The 20,598-nt window shown below is 37.6% G+C and carries 24 protein-coding genes and 1 other annotated feature (1 of these 25 running past the window's edge); of the genes, 22 read left to right on the forward strand and 2 right to left on the reverse strand.

Features of this window, described 5'->3' with window-relative positions; all coding sequences use genetic code 11:
- Window positions 1-96, reverse strand: a binding site (T-box leader); it reaches 142 nt to the left of the window's first position.
- Between the two features lie 289 nt (window positions 97-385).
- Both AMS59_RS00740 and AMS59_RS00745 read left to right on the forward strand, forming a co-directional pair.
- Window positions 386-1,135, forward strand: a complete 750-nt coding sequence (locus tag AMS59_RS00740) for an HAD-IIB family hydrolase (RefSeq protein WP_053481858.1) — start codon at window positions 386-388, stop codon at window positions 1,133-1,135.
- 112 nt (window positions 1,136-1,247) lie between these two features.
- On the forward strand, window positions 1,248-1,574 hold the full coding sequence (locus tag AMS59_RS00745; protein WP_053481859.1) for an HD domain-containing protein: 327 nt from the start codon (window positions 1,248-1,250) through the stop codon (window positions 1,572-1,574).
- 165 nt (window positions 1,575-1,739) lie between these two features.
- Here the strand turns inward: AMS59_RS00745 and AMS59_RS00750 are convergent, their stop codons facing one another.
- A complete protein-coding gene (locus AMS59_RS00750; RefSeq protein WP_053481860.1) occupies window positions 1,740-3,434 on the reverse strand; it encodes a methyl-accepting chemotaxis protein in 1,695 nt (564 codons plus the stop codon).
- 311 nt (window positions 3,435-3,745) lie between these two features.
- Here AMS59_RS00750 and AMS59_RS00755 point away from each other — a divergent pair, with 311 nt between their 5' ends.
- The 5 genes from AMS59_RS00755 to AMS59_RS00775 all read left to right on the forward strand — a co-directional run bounded on the left by AMS59_RS00755 (window position 3,746) and on the right by AMS59_RS00775 (window position 7,194).
- The gene (locus tag AMS59_RS00755) at window positions 3,746-4,240 is read left to right on the forward strand and encodes a DUF1648 domain-containing protein (RefSeq protein ID WP_053481861.1); all 495 of its coding nucleotides are present in this window, start codon (window positions 3,746-3,748) and stop codon (window positions 4,238-4,240) included.
- A 124-nt stretch (window positions 4,241-4,364) separates the two neighbouring features.
- Window positions 4,365-5,021: a YdeI/OmpD-associated family protein gene (locus AMS59_RS00760; RefSeq protein WP_053481862.1), complete on the forward strand. Its 657-nt coding sequence runs from the start codon at window positions 4,365-4,367 to the stop codon at window positions 5,019-5,021.
- A gap of 276 nt (window positions 5,022-5,297) precedes the next feature.
- Window positions 5,298-5,735, forward strand: coding sequence for a DUF1801 domain-containing protein (locus tag AMS59_RS00765; RefSeq protein ID WP_053481863.1), 438 nt, complete (start codon window positions 5,298-5,300; stop codon window positions 5,733-5,735).
- The gene (locus tag AMS59_RS00770) at window positions 5,732-6,109 is read left to right on the forward strand and encodes a VOC family protein (protein ID WP_053481864.1); all 378 of its coding nucleotides are present in this window, start codon (window positions 5,732-5,734) and stop codon (window positions 6,107-6,109) included. The genes AMS59_RS00765 and AMS59_RS00770 overlap by 4 nt, the downstream gene beginning before the upstream one ends.
- A gap of 104 nt (window positions 6,110-6,213) precedes the next feature.
- Window positions 6,214-7,194: a GNAT family N-acetyltransferase gene (locus AMS59_RS00775; protein WP_053481865.1), complete on the forward strand. Its 981-nt coding sequence runs from the start codon at window positions 6,214-6,216 to the stop codon at window positions 7,192-7,194.
- A 52-nt stretch (window positions 7,195-7,246) separates the two neighbouring features.
- Here AMS59_RS00775 and AMS59_RS00780 read toward each other — a convergent pair whose 3' ends face one another.
- Entirely contained in the window at window positions 7,247-7,684 is a 438-nt protein-coding gene (locus AMS59_RS00780; protein ID WP_049663205.1) for an Rrf2 family transcriptional regulator, read from the reverse strand.
- Window positions 7,685-7,874: 190 nt separating this feature from the next.
- On the opposite strand from AMS59_RS00780, the gene hmpA reads away from it, so the two are divergent.
- From hmpA to AMS59_RS00860, 15 genes are all read left to right on the forward strand, one after another.
- Window positions 7,875-9,041, forward strand: coding sequence for an NO-inducible flavohemoprotein (gene hmpA / locus AMS59_RS00785; RefSeq protein WP_053481866.1), 1,167 nt, complete (start codon window positions 7,875-7,877; stop codon window positions 9,039-9,041).
- Window positions 9,042-9,224: 183 nt separating this feature from the next.
- Window positions 9,225-10,286: a YeeE/YedE family protein gene (locus tag AMS59_RS00790; protein WP_053481867.1), complete on the forward strand. Its 1,062-nt coding sequence runs from the start codon at window positions 9,225-9,227 to the stop codon at window positions 10,284-10,286.
- A gap of 16 nt (window positions 10,287-10,302) precedes the next feature.
- Window positions 10,303-10,527: a sulfurtransferase TusA family protein gene (locus tag AMS59_RS00795; protein ID WP_049663225.1), complete on the forward strand. Its 225-nt coding sequence runs from the start codon at window positions 10,303-10,305 to the stop codon at window positions 10,525-10,527.
- Window positions 10,528-10,741: 214 nt separating this feature from the next.
- Window positions 10,742-11,002, forward strand: a complete 261-nt coding sequence (locus tag AMS59_RS00800; RefSeq protein ID WP_053481868.1) for a metal-sensitive transcriptional regulator — start codon at window positions 10,742-10,744, stop codon at window positions 11,000-11,002.
- A gap of 43 nt (window positions 11,003-11,045) precedes the next feature.
- The gene (locus AMS59_RS00805) at window positions 11,046-11,390 is read left to right on the forward strand and encodes a rhodanese-like domain-containing protein (RefSeq protein WP_053481869.1); all 345 of its coding nucleotides are present in this window, start codon (window positions 11,046-11,048) and stop codon (window positions 11,388-11,390) included.
- Window positions 11,391-11,402: 12 nt separating this feature from the next.
- Window positions 11,403-11,699, forward strand: coding sequence for a rhodanese-like domain-containing protein (locus AMS59_RS00810; RefSeq protein WP_053481870.1), 297 nt, complete (start codon window positions 11,403-11,405; stop codon window positions 11,697-11,699).
- Between the two features lie 201 nt (window positions 11,700-11,900).
- Window positions 11,901-12,455 carry a sulfurtransferase TusA family protein gene (locus AMS59_RS00820; protein WP_053481872.1) on the forward strand — a complete coding sequence of 185 codons (555 nt, stop codon included), beginning with the start codon at window positions 11,901-11,903 and terminating at the stop codon, window positions 12,453-12,455.
- A gap of 12 nt (window positions 12,456-12,467) precedes the next feature.
- Window positions 12,468-12,863, forward strand: a complete 396-nt coding sequence (locus AMS59_RS00825; protein ID WP_053481873.1) for a DsrE/DsrF/DrsH-like family protein — start codon at window positions 12,468-12,470, stop codon at window positions 12,861-12,863.
- 90 nt (window positions 12,864-12,953) lie between these two features.
- Complete coding sequence (locus AMS59_RS00830; protein ID WP_053481874.1) at window positions 12,954-14,081, forward strand: MBL fold metallo-hydrolase; 1,128 nt, start codon at window positions 12,954-12,956, stop codon at window positions 14,079-14,081.
- Between the two features lie 159 nt (window positions 14,082-14,240).
- On the forward strand, window positions 14,241-14,468 hold the full coding sequence (locus AMS59_RS00835) for a sulfurtransferase TusA family protein (protein WP_053481986.1): 228 nt from the start codon (window positions 14,241-14,243) through the stop codon (window positions 14,466-14,468).
- A gap of 93 nt (window positions 14,469-14,561) precedes the next feature.
- Complete coding sequence (locus tag AMS59_RS00840) at window positions 14,562-15,338, forward strand: sulfite exporter TauE/SafE family protein (RefSeq protein ID WP_053481875.1); 777 nt, start codon at window positions 14,562-14,564, stop codon at window positions 15,336-15,338.
- A gap of 13 nt (window positions 15,339-15,351) precedes the next feature.
- Window positions 15,352-16,056, forward strand: coding sequence for a DsbA family protein (locus tag AMS59_RS00845; RefSeq protein ID WP_053481876.1), 705 nt, complete (start codon window positions 15,352-15,354; stop codon window positions 16,054-16,056).
- A gap of 328 nt (window positions 16,057-16,384) precedes the next feature.
- On the forward strand, window positions 16,385-17,335 hold the full coding sequence (locus tag AMS59_RS00850) for a c-type cytochrome (RefSeq protein ID WP_053481877.1): 951 nt from the start codon (window positions 16,385-16,387) through the stop codon (window positions 17,333-17,335).
- 249 nt (window positions 17,336-17,584) lie between these two features.
- Entirely contained in the window at window positions 17,585-18,418 is an 834-nt protein-coding gene (locus tag AMS59_RS00855; protein ID WP_234007649.1) for a M23 family metallopeptidase, read from the forward strand.
- Between the two features lie 96 nt (window positions 18,419-18,514).
- Complete coding sequence (locus AMS59_RS00860) at window positions 18,515-20,503, forward strand: AarF/ABC1/UbiB kinase family protein (protein ID WP_053481878.1); 1,989 nt, start codon at window positions 18,515-18,517, stop codon at window positions 20,501-20,503.
- Window positions 20,504-20,598: the final 95 nt, after the last annotated feature.

Consider the following 20,598-nt stretch of genomic DNA (forward strand, 5'->3'; position numbering starts at 1 on the left):
TGGACGAGTTCAAAATGTGTGCCTATCGGTTTGCACCAACCACCGACTCTCTACAAGTACACTTGCATTTCTACTATTTCCAATCATGGCCTAAAATAATGTGTTGTTGAAGGCAATGATACTTTGATATCTCTGAATTGTCAACAATATTCTAAAAATTATTTTTTTTCTGTCTTATAAGATGTTCAATTATTTATTATGAAATCGATCATTTGATAATGAAAAAAACACTCTTAATTTTGGCTCATCGGACGCCCCAAGAAAGCGCCCAGCCTGAACTGAAATCAACCCCACAATATGGTTATTTGCTTTATTTTTCACAATAGATGTAAATATTTATGAGATAATAAATAGGCAATTAACAGTTTAGAAAGAGGGCGTGACAATGAAATTTGTATTTGATTTAGACGGTACGATTTGTTTTAAGGGCCAACCATTAAGTAAGGGAATTACTAATGCTCTAGAAGCTTGTATTGAGAATGACCATGAAATTATTTTTGCATCAGCTCGTCCGATTCGTGATTTATTACCTGTATTACCTGAAACAATGCGGAAATTTCCAATGGTCGGGGGAAATGGTGCATTCGTTGCACAGAACGGAGAAACTGTTGAGGTAACAGCATTTGCAGCAGAAATTGTAGAAGAGATTCAAAACATTATTTCAGCATTTCAACTGCCGTATTTAGTAGACAGTGATTGGGATTATGCGTATACAGGTAGTGAGGCACATCCAATTTATCAAAATCTAGATCCACTAAAGCTTGCGAAAAAAGTAGCATTACATGAACTAAACGATATCGTAAAAATTGTTTTATTTCCTGGAGAGCATCATAAAGAAATATTGGCTGAATTACAGAAGTTGCCTATCTCGTTATACGAGCATAGTGCAGAAAATATTGTAGATATGAGTCCTAATGGCATTGATAAATGGAATGGCTTAATGAAATTAGGTGTCGCTGAAGGGGAATTTATCGCATTTGGGAATGACGCGAATGATGCTTCAATGTTTGTAAAGGCAAAAGAAAGTGTTTGTGTAGGTGAGCATAAAGTACGTGAGCTTGCATCGTTACAAGTACCAAGTACGGAAACGGCAGTAATTGATATGCTAAATGTCTTAAATGAAAAGTATAAATAAGAGACTTTATCGGATTAGATTTTAGTGCTACCCGAGCAGTTATTGACTTTACCTGATCAGATTTCAGAGCAACCCGAGCAGTTATGGGTCTTACCTGATCAGATTTCAGAGCATGCTAAAAGAAGAAAAGAGACAAAATGAAATTCTAGCGATTGAAAAAATAAGAGATATGTTAGGCAATGACACAGGCCAACAGTTTTATGATTTGAGGTTTAAATTTGAGCATAAAGATACATATGAGGCCAAAGTGGCAAATGCTCTAGATAAACTAGAAGTACAAATTCAGCACAACGAAGCTGCCATTGAAACGTGGTTACCGATTGAGCATGAAATGACATTTTTGCTAGGAAAACATACTGATTTTTACATAGTGTTAACTGAGCTCAAGAACCTTATTGAAGCGGAAGGTGCGGAGAAATTAAGGCAAGCGGGGTTTTAATAAATGAAATCATTGAATGACATATACTAGATTCGGGGTTTTCCTTCCGAACTGTTTAAAAGATATAAAAAAGTTATCCTCTCCCGAATTGTATGTAATAAACAAATACAATTCGGGAGATTTATTATGGATAACGATAAACAAGCTTGTGGAAAAAAGGACTTGTTACTCCACCTTAAAACGTGAAACCTGTGTTTGTAGTTCCTCGGCCATGTTTGATAATGTAGCAGCGGAAGCGGCAACTTCTTCAATAGTCGCTAGTTGTTCCTCAGAAGCAGAAGCTACATTTTGCAAATTAGATGAAGACATCTGTGCGATTGTTGCAATTTCATCGAAGGATGCGTAAATTTGCTCAGCACTCGATGACATTTCTTCAGAAACTGTTGTTGCTTCTTGAATTTGCTTGGATACTTGTTCAATCAGTTCAACGATTTTTGAGAAGCCTTCCTCCGCTACTTTTACAACTTGCATACCCACTTGTACCTCTTGTGTACCAGTATCCATAACAGTTACGGCGTGGTTTGTATTTTGTTGGATTTCTGAAATCAAAGTTGCAATTTGTTCAGCAGATCGTTTGGATTGCTCCGCTAACTTTTTCACTTCATCGGCAACTACTGCAAAGCCACGACCATGATCCCCTGCACGTGCTGCCTCAATTGCAGCATTCAGTGCTAGTAAATTTGTTTGCTCTGCGATATCCGTAATGAGACCAATAATATTTCCAATTTCAACAGAATGGTTTTCTAAATTTTTCACAACGCTAGCAGATTCTAAAACTGCTGAATTAATTGTGTCCATCTGTGTAATAACGCGGTGTAGCGAATCATTGCCTCTATTAGCTTCAGTATTTGTCTCTATAGCAAGTTCTGAAACGGCAGCTGTAGTCGCAGCTAGTTGTTGAATGCCTTTTGTCATATTTTTCATAGCTGCTGAGCTTTCAGTAGCATTTTTTCCTTGAGTTTCGGAGCCACTTGCTACTTCTTGTATAGAGGAAGTAATTTGTTCGGTCGCTTGGATTGTTTGTTCAGCACTTGCGGTTAACTCAGCGGCAGAACCACTCACTTGCACAGTGTTATGACGTACATTTGTAATAAGGTCCTTTAAGTTTACTGCCATTTGATTAAAGGCAAGTGCTAAATCACCTACCTCATCACGATTCTTAATGTGAATTTGCTCAGCTGTTAAATCACCCTCAGCAATCTTTTTCGCAGTCTTTGCCATACCTTTGATAGGGCGGGAAATAAGACTTCCCATGACCATAGCAATTATCAGACTAATGACAACAGCAAACACGCCAAGAATAATCATTTGGAATTTAATAGCTTGAATTTCTTTTGATGTAGCAACGATTTTTCCTTGTATATGCTCATCTTGGTAGTTAGCGAGGTTAGCTACACGTTCATCGAATTGTTTAATAATTAGTCGGCCTTGTGTGCTATCAAGTTTTTCGTATTGCTCTGTTTCTCCAGCAGACTTTAATGAAAACATTCGATCTGCGAACTGTTGGGCATCTTGCTCGCTTTTATTGATGGCTTCTAATAATTCAGTAGATTTTTGAGAATCGAACGATGCCATTAATTCATCATATTTCTTTTTAAATTCTTCACGGGACGCCTTATTACTTTGAAAATTTTGCTTGTCCCCAAGTAATAGATAGCCTCTCATACTTACAATTTCTTGTTTAGCAATTACACGTAGCTCTTGAATACTAATAGATTTAGTTGTTTGTTCTTCAAGTAACACACGATATGTCTTGTTTACGGAATTAAGCTGTTTAATATTTAATCCGATTGTGCCAACTAGTACTAAAATAACAATAAAAAAACCAAGTATTAACTTTTTGTAGATAGTAAATCGCATAGTTGTTGTTTCCTTTCTCTATATTTTAGTAGAAATGTTACAAAAAAATGAAATATGTATATACCATTTATATCAGATTATATGAATTTTACAAAGTATTATGAGTATTTTTACTATAATGAATAGGATTAATAAGGAAGTAAGTTGTAGACAAAATGATAAAAAAAGCAGAATAAATTGCTGTTTTACCGTTAGTGAAAGCGGATAGTTACCTGTATATAACAAACAATTGTGACGATTTACATAATTTTGAAACTAATTGAATTGTAGTAACGTAGAATAAAAAAAGGAATAAGCAAGGAAGTGTGAAGATGTATAGACCAATTTTGAATTTGCCGAAAACGAAATATGAAAAGATTTGGGATTATATCGGTGGCGGGTTATTTGTACTGTCCATTCTTTATATTTTTGTAATGTGGGGCAAACTCCCCGAAGAGATTCCAGGTCATTTTAATGGAGCAGGAGAAGTTGATCGTTGGGGTTCGAAAATAGAGGTACTCATCCTTCCGTTCATCGGACTATTTCTATGGATCTTGCTAGGGTTACTTGAAAAAGCTCCTCATATGCATAATTACCCGGCACGCTTAAACGAAAGTAATGTAGAGGCATTTTATTTGAATAGCCGAAAAGGATTGAATGAAATAAAAAACCTCTGTCTAATTTTATTTGCAGCTATATCATTCCAAATGATACGTATTGCACTTGGGAAGGTAGAGAATATCGGTTGGTGGTTCTTACCAATCGTGCTAATTGTAATAGCTATTCCGATTATTAAAGGAATAATTGCGACTACAAAAATTAAGTAACTTATCTCAATTTTAAACGCTCGAGAATGTTCGAGCGTTTTTTTATACGAAAATTTCACTAAATCAGCTATACTATCAAAACTAAGAGAAAATTGTATTGATAAGTAGAAGAGGTGTCAAAACTATGCAAAAGAAATTTAAAATGAAGGATGGATTGTCCATTGCTATTCATAATCAACCACAGGAGATGCTTTTAGAGGGAATATCCCAAACAGGAAATGCACCTCATGATCGAATCATTGCCTTTGTGTTTAATATCGATGAAATGGTAACGTATTTACAAAATGCACTAAAGTTAAACACTCTTACGGAACAAGGCTATTTATTTTTTGTTTATCCGAAAAAGGGGAATAAGAAGTATGAACAGTTTATCCATCGCGATGAAATCTTCCCAGCAATTCAAGTGGACGAGGAAAAATACATTGTCGACAGTGATTATAAATTTGCAAGTCTGATGTCGTTAGATGAGACATTTTCTATATTAAGTATAAAGAGAGATGGCAAGGGACGTGGTAAGAAGAAGACAGCGAGTAGTCAGTGCGTTAGTGACTATGAAGGTATGATTCCTCAATTGCGTGATTCACTTGCGGAAAATCCGGATGATTTAACATTTTACGATGGATTAACACCGGGTTATCAGAAGGACTGGGCCCGTTATATCTATAGTGCGAAAAAGGAAGAGACGCAAGTAGCACGTCTAGAGGAGATGCGTGAAATTATTAGATTAGGCTACAAAACAAAGGAATTATACCGAAAAGCAAAGGCAGAAGGTAAAGCATAAATAATAAAGAGACTTTATTTGTTCCTATAAATGATGCTATATTCATTGGAATTGGTAATCCATCATTAGCTATTTTGTGAAATAGTGCAGAGGTTTAGCGACTAAGTAGGATTCATTACGCGCATAGCGATTGAGGATAAGTGGCTCATCGGACGCCCCAAAAAGCGCCCAGTTGGAACGGGAATCAAATCTAAGTTATGTAATGAGTCTTTTAATTAATAAAAATTGTTAGTCAAAAAATTTAGCAATAATACTATGTTGAAAAGAGGGCAGAGTATGAAGAACACATATATTGAACAAGTGGATGAAAAATGGCGAGAGAGTTTTGCTAAACTTGTGGATGTGGTAGAAAGCAATTTACCAGAGGGTTTTGAAGAGAGTATGTATTATGACATGGTAAGCTATGTTGTCCCACTATCTACTTATCCGAAGGGCTATCATGTCACACCAAATACTCCTTTGCCCTTTATAAGTCTTGCTGCACAAAAACGCCATATCGCAGTTTATCATATGGGCATTTATGCAGATCAAGCGTTACTCTCGTGGTTCCAGGAGGAATATGCGAAACGAGTACCGACGAAACTCAATATGGGGAAGAGCTGTATTCGTTTTACAAGCACTAAAAATATTCCGTATGAATTAATTGGAGAGCTTGTTTCGAAAATGACACCAGCGCAATGGATTACAAAATATGAAGGGGAGTTAAATAAATGAAAAGTGCCACTACATTTTTAATGTTTCAGGGACAAGCCAATGAAGCTATTCAGCAATATCAACAGTGGTTTTCAGAATTACAAGTGGAAAGCTTAACTTATATGGAAAACTCAAAACAGGTTGCGATGGCTGTTCTTCATTTAAAAGGCTTGAAAATGATGGTGAATGATAGTGTAATACAGCATAACTTTACATTTACACCGTCAACTTCTATTTTTATGGAATGTGAGTCTGAAGAAGAAATCGACAGTCTAGTTGCTCAAATTTTAGAGGGTGGACAAGCGTTAATGCCACTTAATAATTATGGATTTTCTAAGAAATTTGCCTGGATTCAGGATCGTTTCGGTGTATCCTGGCAACTAACGTATAATTGATTTTTAGAAGAAATATATATGAATAAATGGATGAAATAACTTTATTATGTTAGTAGAGGATGATACAAAATCCGTTGTTAATCATGTTAAAAGGAGAATAGCATATGGTAGTAACTTTAGTGAGACACGATATAAAATATGCTGAAGCGATGCATGCATTGTCTTCTATGCCACAGGTTCGAGATGCGCTAGGGTTACCTGCTGGCAAAGTGGAAGATACGATTAATTTTATTAAACGTGAATGTGTGGACGAAGAAGCTGGAAAGACAGTCCCTCGTGTTGTTCTGGATGAGGAAGGACAACTTATTGGTGTGACGGCATTAATGTTTATTGATCACACTAAAAAGAGCTGTCATATTGGCTCTTGGCTGGGCTATGAATTTTGGGGAAAAGGCTATAATCTTCAATCAAAAGTTGCGATTTTAGATATTGCATTCTTTGAGTTAGGGCTAGAGCATGTTTTTGCAGGAGCTAGAATGGTCAATATTCGCTCACAAAAGGCACAGGAAAAGTTGTCTTTTATTCTATTAGGAGTTGAGAAAGACTTTCCGCAGGAGCATTCATGGCTAGAGGTCAAAGAAAAGCAACCATGTGTTTTAAATGTTTTTGAGCGCGAAGATTTTGTTCGATATCGTACATCCTTAAAGAAAGTGGAAGGTGTGCGGGAAGACTATATACCACAATTATTATTAGCTGATGAAAGTGAAGTCGCTGTTCGTGAATATTTAAATAACGGTGAATTATACGAAATTAAATGTGGTGAGGAATTAGCGGGTGTAGCGTTACTTCTTGCACAGTCTGATACGACAGTAGAGTTAAAAAATATTGCGATTGTACCGAAGTATCAAGGTAAAGGGCTTGGAAAAGAAGCACTGCGACAAATAACAACAATTTGTCAATCGCAAGGATATCGAACGATAATAGTTGGAACAGCAAATTCTAGTATTGATAATATTGCCTTCTATCAAAAAGCAGGTTTTCGTATGGAAGCAATTGAAAAAGATTTTTTCAGTAATTACCCAGAGCCAATCTATGAAAATGGAATTCGTGCACTAGATATGATTTTCTTTTCCAAGGCATTATAAAATAATATAGACATAAAGAAATACCCGTCCAACTTGAGTTGTGCGGGTATTTTTATTCGCCAAGCAACAGTGCCATCAACTTTTCTTTCGAATGTAAAAAGTCATCTAGAGTATAGCGATCTAGGACGGCTAAATAGGCTTGTAGTGCTTCGTATAATACACCTTTTAGCTGACATTCTGGCGCAATCTTACATAGATTATTTTCTTTGTCAAAGCATTCGACAAGATGAAAATCCTCTTCTGTATGGCGTACTATTTCACCTATTGTAATGGTCTTTGGATCAATTGCTAGGCGAATTCCGCCACCACGCCCTCGAATCGTTTCAATATAGCCCAATAATCCAAGCTGGTGTGTCACCTTCATTAAATGGTTTTTCGATATATTATAAGCATCTGAAATTTCTTGGATAGTTGATAATTGGCCATCTTCCTTTGCACCCAAATATATGAGTGTTCGAAGGGAATAATCTGTGTATAAAGTTAAGCGCATAAGAACACCCTACTTTCTATAGTTCAAAATAATTATAGCATTTTTACCTTGAAGTATTATGAATTCAATACTTTTTTAAAGATGTATTTAAAATACATTAATTATGTCCATTTTGTTAAAGATGTATTTTATATATTGCTTTTAAAAAGTGAGAGCGTTATATTGTAATCACGAAAGGATGGTAAGCGATATGTTAAAACAAGAAACAGTACAAATTATTAAAGCAACAGTTCCTGTATTAGAAGTTCATGGAGTGGAAATTACTAAAACGTTTTATAAAAATATGTTTCAAGCTCATCCAGAATTATTAAATATTTTTAACCATACAAATCAAGAAAAAGGCCGTCAGCAAACGGCGTTAGCAAACACAGTTTATGCTGCAGCAGTCCATATTGAAAATTTAGAAGCTATTTTACCAGCAGTGATGTTAATTGCTCATAAACACCGTAGTCTAGGTATTTTACCTGAGCACTATCCAATAGTAGGAGAAAACTTACTAAAAGCGATTAAAGAAGTACTTGGTGATGCAGCAACAGATGATATTATTAATGCTTGGGCTGAAGCATATGGCGTCATTGCAGATATCTTCATTCAAGTAGAAGAAGAGCTATATCAAAAAGCTGAGGGTAATGGCGGATGGCGCTTATTTAAACCATTGAAAGTAGCGAAAAAAGTAGTAGAAAGTGATCTTGTTACATCTATCTACTTTGAAAATGAAGATGGTTCTCCACTACCAGCTTATGAGCCAGGTCAATATATCAGTATTCGTGTGAAAGTACCGGGTGAAGAATATTTAATGAACCGTCAATATACACTTTCACAAGCAAGTACAGAAGATGGTTATCGCATTTCGGTAAAACGTGAAAGCGATCATACGCCAAATGGTAAAGTATCTAACTTTATTCACGACGTATTAGAAGTCGGAGATTTAGTGGATGTAAGTGCTCCAGCAGGGCTGTTTGTATTAGAAGAAACTGCTGCTCCAATTACATTTGTAAGTGGTGGTATCGGTGTAACTCCATTAAACAGTATGCTGCAATCATTAAAAGATAATGCGGCAAATGAGGTGAGCTTTATCCAATGTGCGCGCAACGAAAAAGTTGTGGCATTTAGCGATGACATTCAAAAGAAAGTAAGTGTTCTCCCAAACGCGACATACACAGCGTTATATTCGGATGAAGATAAGATAATTACAAAAGAATTTTTAGCTGAAAAAGTAGCCAATAATGCAGATGTTTACGTATGTGGACCTGTTGGCTTTATGGAAGCAGTCATTAAAAATTTACAAGAGATTGGCGTGAAAGACGAAAAAATTCATTATGAATTCTTTGGTCCAGCCATGCAATTAGCAAAATAAATAAATAGATGAACCCTTGTTATAAGAAGCAGTTATCTGCACTTGTAGCAAGGGTTTTTGAGTGCATAGGTTCGGAAGAATTATTAGATTTTTCGTAGTTTTTGAAAAAGTAATTGAATTCATAGTAAAACAGGTGGTAATATATCTTATAAGAATACTTGGGTATAGAAAGGGGAATTGTGGATGGTCCAAATGGTTATTACAGGACTTATTTGTGGAGCTTTACTAGGATTTGTAATGCAGCGTGGTCGCTTTTGCTTAACTGGCGGATTCCGCGATATGTATTTGACAAAAGATAATCGTATGTTTTACGCATTACTGATTGCGATAGCAATTCAAAGTGTTGGTGTGTATACCTTAATTAGTTTAAAGGTATTTAAATTCAATGCTGGTTCTTTACCAATCGTAGCTGTTATTGTTGGTTCATTTATTTTTGGAATTGGCATTATTTTCGCTGGTGGTTGTGCAACAGGGACTTGGTATCGGGCAGGAGAAGGTTTAATTGGCAGTTGGATTGCATTAGCTGGATATATGCTTGTAGCAGCAATGATGAAATCAGGCGTATTGTTGCCACTGGATAAAGCTATTCAAGAAACGAGCATTGAAAGTAATTCTATTGCTGAGACAATTGGCGTAAACAACTGGTTGATTATAACGATTTTTGTAGTAGTTGTAGCATTTATCATTTACCGTGAGCTCAAGAAGCCACGATTGAAAATCCCGGGGTTAAAGCCGAAAAAAACGGGATTAGCACATATTTTATTTGAAAAACGTTGGCATCCATTTATAACTGCAACAATTGTTGGTGTGATTGCAATTTTAGCATGGCCATTAAGTGTTGCTACTGGTCGCATACATGGATTAGGAGTTACAACACCTTCTGCTAATATTTTGCAATTTTTAGTGACAGGACAAATTAGCTACATCAACTGGGGTGTTTTTCTAGTACTAGGAATTTTCTTAGGATCATTATTCGCAGCAAAAATGAGTGGCGAATTTAGATTCCGTATTCCAGATACAAAAACAGCGATTAACAGCTTCTGCGGTGGACTTATGATGGGGTTCGGCGCAGGTTTAGCAGGAGGTTGCTCAATTGGTAATGGATTGGTGATGACAGCGATGATGACTTGGCAAGGCTGGATTTCATTAGGGTTTATGATTTTAGGTACATGGACAGCATCTTACTTTGTATTCGTTCGACCAAGTAAAAAAGCTAAGCAATCTACGCAAGTAATAACAGCGTAAGAAGGAGTGTTTTTATATGAAAAGAACATTAGAAGTAATGGGGATGGTTTGTCCATTTCCTTTAGTAGAGGCAAAAGAAGCTATAAAAGACTTAAATTCAGGTGATGAATTAGAAGTGCAATTTGATTGCACACAAGGTACAGAATCCATTCCTCGTTGGGCTGCTGAAGAAGGGCACGAGGTAACAGAGTATGAACAAGTTGGCGAAGCTGCTTGGACAATTACTATTAAAAAGAAATAAGCTATCATAGCAATGTGCTATAAAGTCTATTTAAGCGAGCAATTCGATGGTAAAATCGTCGAATTGCTCGCTTTTTTTGATACAAGAGGAAAAAACATTGTAATGATGTTTAAGAAAAAATAAGAACTTTCACGTTGACATTATACCTAACGGGGTATATTATGAATCTCGTAAGCAAGTTCAATCGATCGTTTTGAAAGGGGGCATGAACAGTATGGCTTACGGTACAAAAACAACTAATCGAGTGAAGCGAATAGAAGGTCAATTGCGCGGTGTTTTACGCATGATGGAAGAAGAAAAAAGCTGTAAAGATGTGATTACGCAGCTATCTGCCGTGCGTTCTGCGGTTGATCGAACTATCGGAGTAATTGTTAGTGAAAATTTATTGGAGTGTGTAACAACTGCTGAAGGAGATGCTGAAAAAGTAAATACAGCAATCCAAGAAGCAATGGATTTAGTCGTGAAAAGCAGATAAATTTTATATACCCTGAATAGTATGTGGGAGGAGGCAATGGTACTTGGGAACATGGATTATACTTGCTGTCGTTATAGCGTTTTTCGTTTGGCGAATGAAGCCAACGAAAGGGGTACAGTCAATTTCGGCGGCACAATTGAAAAATATTTTGAATGATAAGGATAAAGTTTTTATCGATGTGCGTACACCAGCTGAATATAAGGGGCGAAATATTATCCCGCAATTTAAAAATATTCCACTTGGTTCAAGCTTCGATAAATTACCGAAAGATAAAGAGATAGTGGTCATTTGTCAAAGTGGAATGCGTAGTAGTCAAGCGTGTAAGCAATTAAAAAAACAAGGATTCGAGCGTGTTACAAATGTCCGCGGTGGCATGAGCGCGTATTAGGAAGAAAATAGCATGAAGGAAATTTCAGCAAAAGAAGTGCAACAAGCTTTAGAGCAAGGTCAGGCAATAAATTTAATCGACGTACGTGAAGTAGATGAAGTGGAGGCAGGTCACATACCAGGCATTATTCATATCCCACTTGGCTTACTTGAATTTCGTATGCATGAGCTAAATAAAAATGAACCATATGTTATAGTCTGTCGATCAGGTGGTCGTAGTGGAAATGCTACGCAGTTTTTAGAAAGCCAAGGCTTCAATGTATCCAATATGGTAGGTGGTATGCTTGCTTGGGATGGCGCAGTAAAGTAAGCAGAGGTGGGGAACCTGTAGCGCTTGCTATTTTTTTAAACTTCTTTCAGGATGGATCGCTGAAAGAAGTTAAAGCCTCCGGCGGATGTCACGGAATCAGAAAGGAGTTCTTTGTGCATGCACAAAGCCGATTCCGGACGCAATTATGCCGAGGCATAATTGATCTAAAACAATACCTGTGTAGGTATATAGGAGGAAGTTATGAGTATTAAGGCAGATTTTCAGCTAGATGCCAAGGGACTTTCTTGTCCTATGCCAATCGTTAAAACGAAAAAGGCGATGGCTGATTTAGTAGATGGTCAAATTTTAGAAGTATCAGCAACAGATAAGGGTTCGAAGGCGGATATTGCTGCATGGGCTGAATCCGTGGGCCATCAATATATTGGGACAGTGGAAGAAGAAAGTGTGCTTAAACATTACATTCGTAAATGTTCAGACGACATGATGGATGAGCAAACGTTTGAACATACAATTGAGTTAAAAGAGGCAATAGAAAGAGAAGGTCTTCTTCTCGATGTTCGTGAGGAGGGAGAGTTTGCTTTTGGCCACATAGAGGGAGCGAAGTCTATTCCGATGGGTGAGCTGGAGGGGCGCCTTTCTGAGCTTGATAAAGAGCAAGAGATTTATGTCGTTTGTCGAACTGGGAAGCGTAGTGATTTAGCTGCTCAAAAGCTTGCGGCACATGGTTTTGCAAAGGTATTTAACGTTCTGCCGGGGATGACATCTTGGGCGGGCGATTTAACAAAACATATTTAGGGGGAATTTATTATGTCAAATAAAGTAGCAATTATTGCAAGTAACGGTGGTCTTTTCGATGCGTATAAGGTGTTCAATATTGCAACGGCAGCAGCGGCGACAGAGAAAGAAGTAGCTATCTTCTTTACATTCGAAGGATTGAATTTAATTCATAAGCAAGGAATGCATGCATTACCTATGCCTGAGGGAACAGAGCATTTTGCAGAAGGGTTTGCGAAAGCTAATGTACCAGCAATTCCGCAATTGGTGGAAATGGCACAGGAATTAGGTGTGAAATTGATTGCCTGTCAAATGACTATGGATGTAATGGGTTTAACGACAGATGATTTTGTTGAAGGTATCGAGTTTGGGGGAGCTGTGACGTTCTTGGAGTTTGCAAAAGATGCAGCACCGTCATTAACGTTCTAAAAAAATGAAACTAAACTAACAATTCAGGCGGAGAGGACAGTCCTTTCCGCTAAAAAAACCAACAAAACAATACCTTAGGGGGTAACTAAAGTGTCAGTTCTAAAATGGAACGCAGCACAGGTAGCGAAAAAAGTAATTAATAATGAAGAACTATTTATCTTAGATGTTCGAAATGCAGATGCATTCGAAGGTTGGAAAATTGATGGCCGTAAATTTGAATACCTTAATATTCCGTATTTTGAGCTATTAGACGGCGTCGAAGATATTTTAACGAAGATTCCAGCGGATAAGGATGTGTTAGTCGTTTGTGCGAAAGAAGGTTCATCGCTGATGGTAGCCGAGATGTTATCAGAAGCGGGACGCACGGTGGCTTATTTAGAAGGTGGAATGAAAACATGGAGTGAATATTTAGAACCGATTAAAGTTGGAGATTTAACAGGTGGTGGTGAGCTTTATCAATTTGTCCGTTTAGGGAAGGGCTGCCTTTCTTATATGGTCATCTCTGAGGGAGAAGCAGCAATTATCGATGCGGTGCGTTTTACTGACGCATTTACAAGCTTTGCAGAAGGGAAAAATGTAAAGATTAAATATGTGTTCGATACACATTTGCATGCTGATCATATTTCTGGTGGACGGCATATAGCAGCTACTACTGATGCGACGTATTATTTACCACCAAAAGATGCAGAAGAAGTTGTGTTTGACTATACACCTTTACTTGATGGAACAACTGTACAAGTTGGCACATCTAAAATTGACGTAGGAGCAATTTATTCGCCTGGTCATACAATTGGTTCAACGTCATTCGTTGTGGACAACAAGTATTTATTAACTGGAGATATTTTATTTATTGATTCAATTGGACGCCCAGATTTAGCGGGTCTTGCAGAAGATTGGGTTGGAGATTTGCGCGAAACACTTTACAAACGATACAGAGAATTATCGAATGATTTACTTGTTTTACCGGCTCATTTTATGATTATTGATGAACTAAATGAAGATGGAACTGTAGCAAAACATCTTGGCCAATTATTTGCCGAAAATCACGGCTTAAATATTAAAGATGAAGCAGAATTCCGAAGTGTCGTAACGGAGCATTTGCCTCCGCAGCCAAACGCATATCAAGAAATTCGTCAAGTAAATATGGGTAAGATTACCCCAACGCAGGATGAGCAAACAGAGATGGAAATTGGTCCGAATCGTTGCGCAGTTCGATAGTTGATTTATAAAAGAATGTTGAAATGCAATGAGTACGCATGCATGATTATAGCGTGTAAATACCGCGAAGCGAAGGCGCTCATCCTTTGTAAAGTCGTGAAAAAACAAACAGAACCGGCAAAATCGCTTACAACCTTTGCCGTTCCAAAGGAGAAAAATATGAAATCAAACTTACAACTAGACGCAAAGGGTTTATCTTGTCCAATGCCTATAGTGAAAACAAAAAAAGCGATAGATACATTAGCTTCAGGGGAAGTTTTAGAGGTCCAAGTAACAGATAAGGGAGCTCTAGCGGACATCCCTGCTTGGGCAAAAGCTGGCGGTCATACAATTTTAGAAAAATGTGAAGACGCTAGTGTCATTACATTCTTTATTCAGAAAGCTTAAGACTGGTGGGGGTTGTCTCTTCTATTTGATGGTAGAACAACCCTCCTTTCCTTATATTGGTCCTTAGTGAAGTAACCGGAAAGAAGGAAAAGTATGGATTTAGCATGGATTATTACAATATTTTCAATTGGTTTTGTAGGTTCGTTTGCATCAGGAATGCTAGGAATTGGCGGAGCAATTATTAAATATCCAATGTTGTTATATATCCCACCTTTACTTGGTTTTGCGGCATTTTCAGCTCACGAGGTATCAGGGATTAGTGCAGTAGAAGTGTTGTTTGCTTCTATGGCTGGGGTATGGGCATATCGAAAAGGTGGTTATTTAAATAAATCACTAATTATATATATGGGTGGTGCCGTATTAGCGGGAAGTTTCATTGGTAGTTATGGCTCCAAATTTTTATCTGAAGTGGGAGTTAACCTCGTTTATGGTGTATTGGCGTTGATTGCTGCAGTGATGATGTTTATTCCTAAGAAGCAAAATGACGACAAGCCTTTAGATGAGGTAACGTTCAATAAACCGATAGCAGCTGTATTAGCGTTTATTGTTGGTATTGGATCAGGGATTGTAGGAGCAGCTGGTGGTTTCTTGTTGGTGCCTATAATGCTGGTAGTATTAGGAATACCAACACGTATGACAATCGCTACAAGCCTTGCTATTACCTTTGTATCCTCAATAGGCGGAACAATAGGAAAATTGATGACCGGACAAGTTAATTACTATCCTGCGTTCATTATGATTATAGCTAGCCTAGTAGCTGCTCCACTAGGTGCAAAAGCGGGAAAAAAATTAAATACAAAAATTTTAAAAGCTATTTTAGCGGTGCTTATATTGGCAACTGCTATTAAAATTTGGGTAGATATATTGTAGGAGGCAGTAATATATGAAAATTGAGGTTTTTTCGGATTTTACATGTCCGTTCTGCTATATTGGCAAACGGGAATTGGAACGTGCTATTGACTTAGCGGGTTATTCAGGGCAGGTAGAAATTGAATATAAAACATATCAAATTGGACCACATACGCCTAAGAAAGATGCACCAATTTTATATGATGGGATGGCTGAGAAATTTAACGCCACACTGGAAGAAGTAAAGGAAATGACTAAAGGTATAGCAGCACGGGCCGAAGAGGTTGGCTTGCATTATAATTTTGAAGATATGAAAACAGCTCATACTGAAAAAGCTCATCGATTGGCAAAATGGACAAAACAGTTTGGTAAAGAGTCGGTCTATACGGAAGAGCTTATGAGTGGTTATTTTACGGAAGGAAAAGACTTAAACGATGATAGGTTTTTGTTAAAAGTCATTGGAAATTTAGACTTAGATGTTGAAATAGCAAAGGGTGTTCTGGCATCAAACGATTTCAGTGAAGCTTTAGACAAAGATCGATATGATGCCCAACAATTAGGTGTACAAAGTGTTCCGTTCTTTGTTTTTGAAAATCGTTACGGTATTAAAGGTGCAGAGCCGAATGAGGTTTTTGTACGAACTTTGCATCAAGCGGCAGAGATAGCGGGTATCCAGCCGGCATTAAAGATGATAGGTGATGGTGAAGCAATTTGTGCTGATGGTGAATGTAAATTATAAGGGAACGCTATAATGCCGGGTGCAATGCTGTGCTCGGCATTTTTTATCTTCATTCAGCGAATTTTTTCTGTGCGAAAGCAAAGCGACAGCAACAAATCTTTTCTGTGCGAAAGCAAAGCGACAGCAACAATTACGTCGAGGCGTAATTGATTAGGAAAAATTACATACTACAAGAGGTATTAAGTCTCGTTTGATGTGTTATAGAACAAAAGAATTCATAATTTTATCCTCTAAATGGTTCTATTTACGCAAGGTGTGAGAAAATTCACATCGAAAAACATGCTGCTTTGCTAAAATATAGGTGATTATACAAAGGGGGGTATTGTAGATGAAACCTATAGTAGCAGGAGTAGCGGGGACAGTACTGTTAGCAGGTACACTTTTTGTAGGGGCAGTTATTAGCGACAAAATTTTAGGGGATGCAAAAGGAGAAAGCAATGAAGCCGCTGTACAAACAAAAATACCAACATCAGCAGCTGCTCAGTCAGTTGTCTATGCGCCGCCAAGCATTGAGGAAGTACCAGATGGGCCTATGAAGGAAGCGATATTATATGGCTATGAGCTTGTAAATAATACACATGTTGCTGCAGAAGAATACGTTGGGAATCAATTGTCTTGCACAAGCTGTCATGCAGGGGCAGGTTACGATGAGCAAGTTTCGTCATTAGTAGGTGTTATGGCGAATTATCCCCAATATATTGCACGCTCAGGTGATATTGTAACGATTGAGGAGCGTATTAACGGTTGTATGGTTCGCAGTATGAACGGTAAGAAATTTGACATGAATAGTAAAGAGTTAGAAGCAATGGTCTCATACTTTGCTTATATTTCAGAAGGTGTACCTATCGGGGCAGAGCGTGAATGGGTAGGTACAAGTACTATGAAGAACATTCCTGTACCGGATGTTAAGAACGGTGAGGAAGTATATGCCCAGTCTTGTATTACTTGTCACGCAGCTGATGGCTCAGGTACTGGTGCTAATACAGGTCCGGCATTATGGGGTAAAAACTCATTCAATGATGGGGCGGGTATGGCGAGAATGTCGAAAATGGCTGGCTACATCAAACATAATATGCCAGTCGGCGCAACAGGTACTTTAACAGATCAAGATGCCGCTGATTTAGCAGCCTTTATTTTATCGCAGGATCGACCTGAATGGGCTAATCATGGTAAAGATTGGCCAAAAGGCGGACGTCCTAATGATATTATGAATAAAGAAAAACGGGAACAAGTTAAAAATGGCACAATAAATTGGGAGCAAGTGCTTTCCACTAATTAAAATGAGGGAACTTGCGAGTAGAAATCATATACGTTTCCATTTACCTTTAGAATTTTTTGTCTAAAGGTATTTTTTTATCTAAAGATGGAAATCTACATCTGAGGTCGTATAGGCGCGTTATCCTTCGATTGCTATATTTAGTAATGGTGATTATTATCACGGATTTTAGACATAAGGAGGAAGTTTATTATTAAAAAAATGTTGCGAAAGTATGGTTACACAAACGGCGCTTTAATAGGATTCATTTTATTGTTATGGATCAGTGTTCTTTTTAGTGGTGGCTTATATGGAGCATATTCATGGGCAATACTTAAATTAGTTTTACCAATCGTAGGGGCGCTAGGATTAATGATTAATTTGATTATGTTGATTATATTCATTGTTAAAAAGCGAAAAAGTGTAAAGCTGTTTATTAATATAGTCGTAAACATAATGTTAATCTTTCCAATACTAATGACCATGAATATTATTCCTTATGCTTACCCGAACACTATTGAACGTGCTCAACCATCTATAACTGTAAGCTGGCCGTTAGCTGCAGAAACTGTAGTTGGGTGGGGCGGTAATAATGTTAAAGATAATTTGCCTCATGCAGTATGGGCATCAGAGAGATGGGCCTACGATTTAGTAATGGAACCATATAGTATTAATAGTGAAAGTAATGAGGATTACGGAATATGGAATAAAGAAATTTACTCACCTGTTTCTGGAGTTGTTATTGCTGTTTCAAATAATGAAGCTGACATTACACCAGGGACGGAAGATTTTAAGTCGATAGAAGGAAATTACGTGTACATAAAAATAAAGGAAACAGGTACGTATCTTTTACTTAATCATTTAAAAAAAGGTAGCGTATCTGTTGAAGTTGGAGATACTGTAGAACCTGGAGATTTCATAGGACGTGTTGGAAATAGCGGTTCATCCTCGGAACCTCACTTGCATATTCACCATCAAAGACAAGATCCAACGAAAGTTATACATCCTATCTTAGCGGAAGGACTGCCTCTATTTTTTCAAGATATAGATGGTGATGTCATGCCAAAAAAAGATACTATTATAAAACCACACCCTTTATCAAAGTAACTATTTCCCTGGTTACTCGTTCTATACATTAAAAGAAGAAAATGACGTATTTTGTTATACTAGCAGTATTAGGAAGTAGCATCGGAGGTGACGCTGTTGATTTTTTTGAAATTTTTAATCCAAATCATTGTTGTGTCAGGGCTTATTTATTTTGTAAGTGGTCGATTAATTGGTTCAAACATTAATTTTATACGTAGGGTTCTTTCTGTAGTCATTAGTGTGACGCTAACGTCCTTTGTTTACTGGTATACCTATTTACGTCATACAGACTTATTGTACGAACCAATGATGCAAACAGTGACAGAGGTTAGTACGCTTGTTTGGATTGGCTGTATGTTACTAATTTCGATGTTGCTCTATCTCGTTTTTGAGCTTTTTGATCCAAGTGGTATGACAGCTAGAGATCGTCGTAATGGCAAAAAAAATTTATTATTGCGCCTTCGTAGCTACTGGCGACAGCAAAAGCGTTTGCGTCAGGTGTTAAAAATAGCGGTGACAAATGGCGTTGTTCAAACGATTAAATACGCAAGACAACGAGAAAATGAAAAGGAGCTTGCCATTGCTTTAAGGGTAACTTTGGAGCAATGTGGTGGGATATTTATTAAATTTGGTCAGGTACTTTCTACTCGTAAGGAACTGTTTTCGCCGATCTTTATTGCCGAGTTAGAGAAGTTACAACATAGTGTGAAGCCACTATCGTCAGAGCAGGTAACACAAATTTTAGAAGAGTCACTTCCGAAGCCTATGAATGAAATATTTGCAAGCTTTCAAATGGAGCCTATTGCGGCAGCATCTATTGGGCAAGTACATAAGGCACGATTGAAAAATTTTGATGAAGTCGTGGTGAAGCTACTACGTCCGGAAGTGAAGGGAATCATGCGAGACGATCTCGATATTTTAGAGGAATTTGCCAATTGGCTTTCAACCAAGTCTACTTGGGCTGAGTCACTTGGTTTTAGAGAGCTTGCTAAAGGATTTGGCGATGGGTTACGCGAGGAAATTCATTTAGATATAGAGGCTCGTAATACAATGCAGGTGACGAATGCTCTTGCCAAAAGCGAATATAAGGTGCGGATTCCTAAAATTTATACAGAATATTGTTGTGAAAATATTATTGTCATGGAATATGTACGGGGGAAAAGTGTTGCAAATGCTGAGGCTGAATTTAATCGATTAGAAAATAGTCGTAGGAAGTTTGCGCAGACTGTTTTATACTCCTTCATTGAACAAATGCTTTTTTCGGGTATATTTCATGCAGATCCACATCCAGGAAATATTCATGTTGATGAGACGGATGGCACACCGATCCTTCTTGATTTTGGGGCTGTTGGCCGTTTGGGAGCTACACAACAAGATGGCTTAAAGCTAATTTTAATGGGGATCCATTTAAATGATTCATGTACTTTATTTGACGGCTTAACATTGTTGGTTGAAAATGCAGATCATGCAGAACGTGCAAAGATAGAGCAAGCAATTGATCAAATTCTCTTGAAAATCTCTTACGTGGATCGAATTCCAACAGAGGAATTAATACATGCGTTATTTAAGGTTGTTCGTGATTTCGGTCTTGTTTTCTATCCAGCAGTAGGTTTAGCGCTGCGTTCATTTGTAACATTGGAGGGGACATTACGAGTAATTGACCCGGATTTTGATATTTTTTCGGAAGCGAAAGATTTTTCATCTGCATATATGCGAGCATCCTTCCTGAAGCCATTTAAAGAACCGATGGCAACAAAGGAACGTTTACAAGAAGAATTAGCAATGCTTATTCCGACATTGCGCAAAATACCAAGACGAGTTGACCAGCTCATTCAACGGGTGGAGGGCGGAAAAATTACCTTACATCACGATGTTTTTTCGGATGAGGATAATGCTCGTTTTATTACACATTTGTTTTCCCGTTTCGTCTTACTTCTCGTAGGTATTACCTTTGGCATTATTTCTGTAGCACTTTTAGCAATTTCACAATTTATTCGTGACGCGTACGCTGTTTACTTAAATACAGCTGCATACTTGGGATTATTTTTATGTGCCATTCTTTTAGTACGCCTTTCTATCCAAGCGCTACGTTCTATGAGGCAATAGGAAGCGCCAACGGAGTGAAAATCATCTTTGTTTATTTTCTATTCTTTTGTCAACAAGCTGAGGTAGGGGAAATGCTCCCTTACCCTTTTTTATTT

The sequence above is a fragment of the Lysinibacillus sp. FJAT-14745 genome (assembly GCF_001275675.1).
Lineage (GTDB): Bacteria > Bacillota > Bacilli > Bacillales_A > Planococcaceae > Lysinibacillus.